Raw genomic sequence first — 7126 nt, forward strand, 5'->3', positions numbered from 1 at the left:
CGCGCGCGGGCGCAGCTTGGCCAGCCCAATTCCGCCCCCACCATTGCCGACCAAATCACCCAATTTTTCCTGCGTCCGAGACCCACACGAGCCTGAAAGGCAAATCCCATGTCCGATTGGATGGACAAGCTTCCGCAAGCCGCGCGTGATTACATTGGCGGCCGCCGCCCCGACGAAGTTGAATGTGTCGTACCCGATATTGCCGGTGTGGCGCGTGGCAAGGCGATGCCCGCATCGAAGTTCGCACATCAAAAGCATTTCTACCTGCCGAACTCGATTTTCCTGCAAACCATCACCGGTGAATGGGCCGACAACCCCTCGGGGTCGTTTACCGAGCCCGACATGGTTCTGGTGCCCGACTATTCCACCGCAACCGCAGCGCCTTGGACCGCGGATGTGACCTTGCAGGTCATCCACGACGTGTTCGACCAAGAGGGTCGCCCCGTGCCTGTAGCACCGCGCAACGTGCTGAAGCGAGTGGTAGAGCTTTACGAGGCCGACGGTTGGCGCCCTGTAGTGGCCCCCGAGATGGAGTTCTTTCTGGTCGCCCGCAATACCGACCCGAACATCCCGGTGGTGCCGCCCATGGGCCGCTCGGGCCGCCCTGCTGCCGCCAAGCAGGCCTATTCTCTCAGCGCGGTTGACGAATACGGCAAGGTCATTGACGACATCTATGATTTCGCCGAGGCGCAGGGGTTCGAGATTGACGGCATCCTGCAAGAAGGCGGCGCGGCGCAGGTTGAAATCAACCTCGCACATGGCGACCCGGTAGAGCTTGCCGACCAGATCTTCTATTTCAAGCGGCTGATCCGCGAGGCGGCGCTGCGCCATGACTGTTTTGCAACCTTCATGGCCAAACCGATCGAGGGCGAGCCCGGCAGCGCCATGCACATCCATCAATCGGTGGTCAGCACCAAGACCGGCAAGAACATCTTTTCCGATGCGCGCGGCCGCGAAGCACCAGCTTTCCAACATTACATCGGCGGCATGCAGCGGCATCTGCCTGCGGCCATCGCGTTGCTGGCCCCTTATGTTAACAGCTTCCGCCGCTATGTCCCCGACTTCGCCGCGCCGATCAATCTGGAATGGGGCCGAGACAATCGCACCACCGGCCTGCGTGTGCCGATCTCGGGGCCAGAGTCGCGCCGGATCGAGAACCGCCTCGCGGGGATGGATTGCAACCCCTACCTCGCATTCGCCGCCAGCCTTGCCTGCGGGTATCTGGGCCTGAAGGAAATGGTCGCCCCGCGCGCCGAATGGGTGGGCGATGCCTATATCGGCGGCGACGACTTTCCCTTCAACCTCGGCGATGCGCTTGATCTGATGCGCGACAGCCAGCCTTTGCACGAAGTGCTGGGGGTCGAGTTCCTTGCCGTCTACGAATCTGTAAAGCGCAATGAATACAAAGAGTTTCTTCAGGTCATCAGCCCGTGGGAACGCGAACATCTATTGTTGAATGTATGAACCTGCTGCACGTTAACGACCGCGCGGGTGAATACCCGAAAAGCTGGTATGCCGCCACGGCAGCCCCTATGCCCACGTTCGCGCCCCTTGCCGGGGCGGTGCGCGCCGATGTCTGCATCATCGGTGCGGGCTATACCGGGCTTTCAGCGGCGCTGCATCTGGCAGAGCGCGGCCTCAAGGTCGTGGTGCTCGAAGCGCATCGCGCGGGCTTTGGTGCCTCGGGTCGCAACGGCGGGCAAGTGGGCTCTGGCCAGCGGCTGGAACAGGGCGAATTGGAACGTATCGTCGGGCGTGATATGGCGCGGCGGCTTTGGGATGTTGGTCAAGACGCCAAGGCGCTGGTGGCCGACCTCATCGCGCGCCACGCCATCGCCTGTGACCACGCCCCAGGCATCGTCCACGCCTGCCGCCGCCCAAGCGAGGTGGCCCATGCCCGCGCCAACGCCGAGCTTCTGGCAAGCCGCTACGACTATGCGCAGATCACCCCGCTCGACCGCGACGGGTTGCGCGAAATCCTGCCTTCCGAAGCGTATTGCGGGGGCGACCTCGACATGGGGGCAAGCCATCTGCACCCGCTGAACTACGCGCTTGGGCTGGCACGCGCCGCCGTAGCGGCAGGCGCGGTGATCTGCGAAAAAAGCGAGGTGATCCGCATCACCCCCGGCCCGCGCCCTCGCGCTACTACCGTTGCGGGCGAGGTAGAGGCAGATCATCTGATCTTGGCCGCCAACGGTTATCTGGGCAATCTCGCCCCCGCCGTTGCAAGCCACGTCATGCCGATCAACAACTTCGTGCTGGCGACCGAGCCGCTGGGGCCGCGTGCCGCGGATGTTTTGCGGCGCAACGTGGCTGTGGCAGACTCGCGCTTTGTCGTGAACTACTGGCACCTGTCGGCGGATCAGCGGCTGATCTTTGGCGGTGGCGAAAGTTACGGCTACCGCTTCCCCGACCTGTTGAAGACGGTGCGCCGGCCGATGCTTTCGGTCTATCCGGGGCTTGCCGATGTTGCGATCACCCACGTCTGGGGCGGCACCTTGGCGATTACCTTGAACCGCTTGCCCTATTTCGCGCGCCCCGCGCAGGGCGTGTTTTCAGCCTCGGGTTATTCCGGCCACGGCGTTGCGATGGCAACGCTGGCGGGGCGGATGCTGGCAGAGGCAGTGGCGGGCGATGCGAGTGGGTTCGACCTTATGGCCAGCCTGCCCACCCCGCGTTTTCCCGGTGGTGCCGCGCTGCGTTGGCCGCTGCTGGTGGCGGCGATGACCTGGTTTTCGATGCGTGACAGGCTGGGGCTTTAACGCCCCATCACCCGTGGCCATTCGATCTTGGGGCAGCGGTTCTGCACGACCGTCACACCCCGCGCGCTGGCCTCGGCCGCGGCGGCATCGTTGGTGACGCCAAGCTGCATCCAGATCGTCTTGAGCGCGGGCAGATGCGCCAGCGCGTCGGCCACAACGCCCGGAACGGCCTCGGAGGCGCGAAAGATATCAACCATATCAACCGCGATGTCCTTGGGAATCGAAGCAAGGTCGGGCCAGACCTTTTCGCCCAGCAACTCCTGCCCCAAAAGGCCGGGGTTAACCGGAATCACGCGAAAACCGCGTGCTTGCAGGAATCGCGCAACCCCATTCGACGGTCGATCGGGGTTGGCAGAAATACCCACAACCGCGATCACGCGGGTCGAAGTGAGAATGTCGTGGACGATGGCATCGGAAGGATTTTGCACGGGAACAAACCTCGGATGAAAATGCGCCCGAGCCAAAGCCCGGGCGCCAGTGACGGAACGAGGGACAGTAACGCGAAGCACGGCAGTTCCGGTGCCACGCTTCATAATATTAATGTAGGTAGGCCATATGCCGCTTTGAAGACCCGCTGCGACATTTCGCGCAGTTGTGATCGCTACCGCGTCGTTGCGGCGTAAAGCGCCACCGCCGCCGCGTTCGACACATTGAGCGAGCCGAAAGCCCCGGAATAGGGTATTTTCACCAGCCTGTCGCAGGTCGCCTTGGTCTTGTCGCGCAAGCCCGGCCCCTCTGCCCCCAGCACCAGCCCGACCGGGCGCGTGCCAATCTCGGCCAGCGCGGTGCTCAGTTCGACCTCTGCCTCGCCATCTAGCCCAAGCAGCACAAACCCCATGCCCTGCAGCGTTTCCATCGCCTCGGCAAGGTTGGTTACGCGCAAATAGGGCTGGCGTTCCAGCGCGCCCGAGGCGGTCTTGGCCAAGGCCCCCGTTTCGGGTGCCGAATGGCGCAAGGGCGCCACCACGGCGCGCGCGCCAAACACTTCGGCCGAACGCAGCACCGCGCCGACGTTGTGCGGGTCTGTCACCCGGTCCAGCAGCACCACAAGCGGCGCGCCACGCCCACCAAGGCACACATCCTCTAGCGACCCCCATTGCAAGGGCTTTGCCTCCAGCGCCGCGCCCTGATGCACCGACCCCTCGTCAATCGGCACGTCGAAACGCCGCGGATCGACGATCTCCGGCTCGATCCCACCTTGCGCAAGCGCGTCACCCAGCCTGTCAGCTGCGTTTTTTGTCAGCACCAGCCGCAGTTTGACGCGCGCCGGGTTCAAAAGCGCATCGCGCACGGCATGCAGGCCGAACAGCCATACCGTCTCTGCCGCGGCCGCGCGTTTGCCGCGTTCCTTGTCAATCACCCAATCCGGCTTCTTCATCACCCGCGCTCCGTGCTGATCTGCTTCTTCCTGCGCCGCCAAAGCGTCGCTTGGCAAGCCCGCAATACAGAGATTTCCAGCTTGACGCCCCCCGCCCACCCCGTTATCCACCCGCGCATTGGGCGACGAGCTGCAAGGTGCGGCAGCGGACTGTAACTCCGCCGGGGCGACCCACGCCTGGTTCGATTCCAGGGTCGCCCACCATGTCCTCCCTCGCGGGAAACATGGTGGGCACGCCGCCCGAAGATTTCCTACAGATCAGGCCTTGCGCGCGTCGAGCATGCCAAACTCACGCTCGAGGGCCGCACGCAACTTGGCCGCCGCGCCACTGATGGCAAGCTTCAATGTCGCGTCATAATGCGTCACCGCAATCGGTTTCAGCCCTTCGGGACGCGCTTCAAGCATGCAGCGTTTACCCTTGGCACCACCTTTGGGGCCGTTTTCATCGCCCAGATGCGCCTCTACGCGCGTAATACGTGGCGCAAAATGCCCCACACGAGCGGTCACCGCGTCTTCCACGAAACGAACCACATCTTCGTGGCCCTGAACGGCCTTGTCGGTGTTGATCTGGATATGCATTTTGTCCTCGCTCAGCCAAAGCCCGACGCTGCGGGCCTCTTCATACATTTGGGGCTGCGGACAGGCAGGCACAAGGCACCGGCCGCGCGCGCGACAAAGCGCCACCCCTGTCAAGCGCGGATCTTTGTCTCTATACTCGACCGAGGGATCAGGGTGCGAGTGTGCAAGTGGCTGGAAAAAGTAAGAAAACAAACCCTAATGTGGTCTGTGTTGCGCAAAACGGGCGACTTGCGTACGAGGCACTGCTATTTGCAGGCTCCTTCGTCGCAGCGAACCCAGAGTTTACCGGCAAGCTGATCGTGGCCGAGCCGCAGCCCGGCCCGCGCTGGCCCAATGACCCTCGGCTTCCCGCCCCGATCCGCGAGGCGCTGGAGGGTTTTGGTGCCGAAATCCTGCCATTTGAGAACCGCGTGTTCGGGCAAACCTACCCCTATGGCAACAAGATCGAAATGCTGGCGTCACTGCCAGCAGAACCGTTCGTTTTCTTCGATACCGATACGCTGTTCACAGCACCTCTGGCGCAGGTAAAGTTCGATTTCGCGCGCCCCTCGGCCTCGATGCGGCGCGAAGGTAGTTGGCCAGAGCCGCCGCTCTATGGGCCGGGCTACAGCGCGATCTGGAAATCGCTCTACGATCGCTTCGGGCTCGATTTCGCGGCCTCACTGGACCTTACCAAGCCCGACGAATACTGGGAGCGATATCTCTACTTCAACGCAGGCTGGTTCTTTCACGCCGACCCGCAGGCGTTCGGGCAGAGATTTCTTGACTATGCCACATCGATCAAGTCCGACCCGCCCGAGGAACTGGCCAGCCAAAGCCTCGACCCATGGCTCGATCAGGTGGCGCTGCCGCTCGTTATCCACTCTTTCGGCGGCGGCCGCCCCGGGCCCGGTCTTGCAGGGCTCGACGGCGCGGTAAGCTGCCACTGGCGCGCGCTGCCCTTGCTCTACGCGCGCGAGAGCGACCGCGTTGTCGAGGTGCTGGAAGCGGTCAGCAAGCCTAACCCGATCAAGCGGCTGCTTCGCGATTATGACCCGATCCGCAAATTGATCTATCAAGGCAAGGGGCACAAGCTGCGCGCGATGTTCGACCGCGACGCCTTGCCCCGCAAGGAGCAGATCCTGCGCAATGCGATCAAGCGCGAGCGGCTTTGGCTGCGTTAATACTGCTTCAGACAAAATATCCCCCGCGGAGCGTCTTTGCTGGCAGGCGCGCCTTCGGCGAGGATATTTGGGCTGAAGCAATTGAAGGAAATCGTGCGCCAAAACCCGAAAAACAGGGGAAGCGCGTCACCCTGGCCGCGCTTCTTGCGGGAAGTTATCCTGCCAGATGTCGAAAGCGCTGCCGGTTTCATCCGCTTAGCGGCGTTGCGCGACGTTCCGACGCAGGTTAGGGTCCGCGCACATCCTGGGAGCCCTGAAATGACCGCATTAGCTTTTGACACCTTGCAAATTCACGCAGGCACCGCGCCCGACCCCGCCACCGGGGCGCGGCAGGTGCCGATTTACCAGACGACCGCCTATGTCTTTCGTGACGCCGATCACGCAGCCAAGCTCTTCAATCTGCAAGAGGTTGGCTACATCTATTCGCGCCTGACCAACCCCACGGTTGCCGCCTTGGCCAACCGAGTGGCCGCACTTGAAGGCGGCGCGGGCGCGGTGTGCTGTTCGTCTGGCCACGCGGCGCAGATCATGGCGCTGTTTCCGCTGATGCAACCGGGGTGCAACGTGATCGCCTCGACCCGGCTTTACGGCGGCACGATCCAGCAGTTTTCCAACACCATCCGCAAGTTCGGCTGGTCAGCGAAGTTCGTCGACCTCGACGATCTTGCCGCACTCGAAGCTGCGGTGGACGAGAATACCCGCGCGATCTTTTGCGAATCGATCTCGAATCCCGGCGGCTATATCACGGATATTCCCGCCGTGGCCGAGGTGGCTGACAAGGCAGGGCTGCCGCTGATCGTGGACAACACGCTGGCCACGCCTTACCTCTGCCGCCCGATCGAGCAGGGCGCCACACTGGTAGTGCATTCGGCCACCAAATACCTGACCGGCAACGGCACGGTGACGGGTGGCGTGATTGTTGACAGCGGCAAGTTCGACTGGTCTGCCAGTGGCAAGTTCCCCAGCCTTGCCGCACCCGAGCCTGCCTATCATGGGCTGAACTTCCACGCGGCGCTGGGGCCGATGGCCTTTACCTTCCATTCGATCGCGGTTGGGCTGCGCGATCTTGGCATGACCATGAACCCGCAGGGTGCGCATTACACGCTGATGGGGATCGAGACCTTGAGCCTGCGGATGCAGCGCCATGTCGAGAATGCCGGGAAGATCGCGGAATGGCTGGAGCGTGATCCGCGTGTCGAGTCTGTCACTTACGCAGGCCTGCCCTCATCGCCGTGGCACAGCCG

General features: G+C 62.9%; 7 protein-coding genes and 1 tRNA gene. 5 read left to right on the forward strand and 3 right to left on the reverse strand.

Features of this window, described 5'->3' with window-relative positions; genetic code table 11:
* Positions 1-108 precede the first annotated feature (108 nt).
* Both ABY403_RS11555 and ABY403_RS11560 read left to right on the forward strand, forming a co-directional pair.
* Positions 109-1464, forward strand: coding sequence for a glutamine synthetase family protein (locus tag ABY403_RS11555; RefSeq protein WP_372840966.1), 1356 nt, complete (start codon positions 109-111; stop codon positions 1462-1464).
* The gene (locus tag ABY403_RS11560; protein WP_372840967.1) at positions 1461-2762 is read left to right on the forward strand and encodes an NAD(P)/FAD-dependent oxidoreductase; all 1302 of its coding nucleotides are present in this window, start codon (positions 1461-1463) and stop codon (positions 2760-2762) included. The genes ABY403_RS11555 and ABY403_RS11560 overlap by 4 nt, the downstream gene beginning before the upstream one ends.
* Here the strand turns inward: ABY403_RS11560 and ABY403_RS11565 are convergent.
* Both ABY403_RS11565 and rlmB read right to left on the reverse strand, forming a co-directional pair.
* A complete protein-coding gene (locus ABY403_RS11565; RefSeq protein ID WP_372840968.1) occupies positions 2759-3190 on the reverse strand; it encodes a CoA-binding protein in 432 nt (143 codons plus the stop codon). The two genes, ABY403_RS11560 and ABY403_RS11565, sit on opposite strands and share 4 nt — an antisense overlap.
* A 173-nt stretch (positions 3191-3363) precedes the next feature.
* Positions 3364-4140 (reverse strand): 23S rRNA (guanosine(2251)-2'-O)-methyltransferase RlmB, encoded by a 777-nt coding sequence (rlmB, locus tag ABY403_RS11570; RefSeq protein WP_372840969.1) that lies wholly within the window; start codon positions 4138-4140, stop codon positions 3364-3366.
* A gap of 120 nt (positions 4141-4260) precedes the next feature.
* On the opposite strand from rlmB, the gene ABY403_RS11575 reads away from it, so the two are divergent.
* A tRNA-Tyr gene (locus ABY403_RS11575) sits at positions 4261-4344 on the forward strand.
* Positions 4345-4398: 54 nt separating this feature from the next.
* Here the strand turns inward: ABY403_RS11575 and ABY403_RS11580 are convergent.
* Entirely contained in the window at positions 4399-4767 is a 369-nt protein-coding gene (locus ABY403_RS11580) for an HPF/RaiA family ribosome-associated protein (protein ID WP_372840970.1), read from the reverse strand.
* 119 nt (positions 4768-4886) lie between these two features.
* Here ABY403_RS11580 and ABY403_RS11585 point away from each other — a divergent pair, with 119 nt between their 5' ends.
* A complete protein-coding gene (locus ABY403_RS11585; protein ID WP_372840971.1) occupies positions 4887-5882 on the forward strand; it encodes a hypothetical protein in 996 nt (331 codons plus the stop codon).
* Positions 5883-6140: 258 nt separating this feature from the next.
* Positions 6141-7126 (forward strand): O-acetylhomoserine aminocarboxypropyltransferase/cysteine synthase family protein (locus ABY403_RS11590; RefSeq protein WP_372840972.1); only part of this gene is annotated, 986 nt, incomplete at its 3' end.

The sequence above is a fragment of the Phaeovulum sp. genome, from assembly GCF_041596715.1.
Lineage (GTDB): Bacteria > Pseudomonadota > Alphaproteobacteria > Rhodobacterales > Rhodobacteraceae > UBA6213.

Coding starts and splice junctions, on each gene's coding strand:
- rlmB (WP_372840969.1), bottom strand. CDS start 4,140: ATGAAGAAGCCGGATTGGGTGATTGACAAGGAACGCGGCAAACGCGCG.
- ABY403_RS11580 (WP_372840970.1), bottom strand. CDS start 4,767: ATGTATGAAGAGGCCCGCAGCGTCGGGCTTTGGCTGAGCGAGGACAAA.
- ABY403_RS11555 (WP_372840966.1), top strand. CDS start 109: ATGTCCGATTGGATGGACAAGCTTCCGCAAGCCGCGCGTGATTACATT.
- ABY403_RS11560 (WP_372840967.1), top strand. CDS start 1,461: ATGAACCTGCTGCACGTTAACGACCGCGCGGGTGAATACCCGAAAAGC.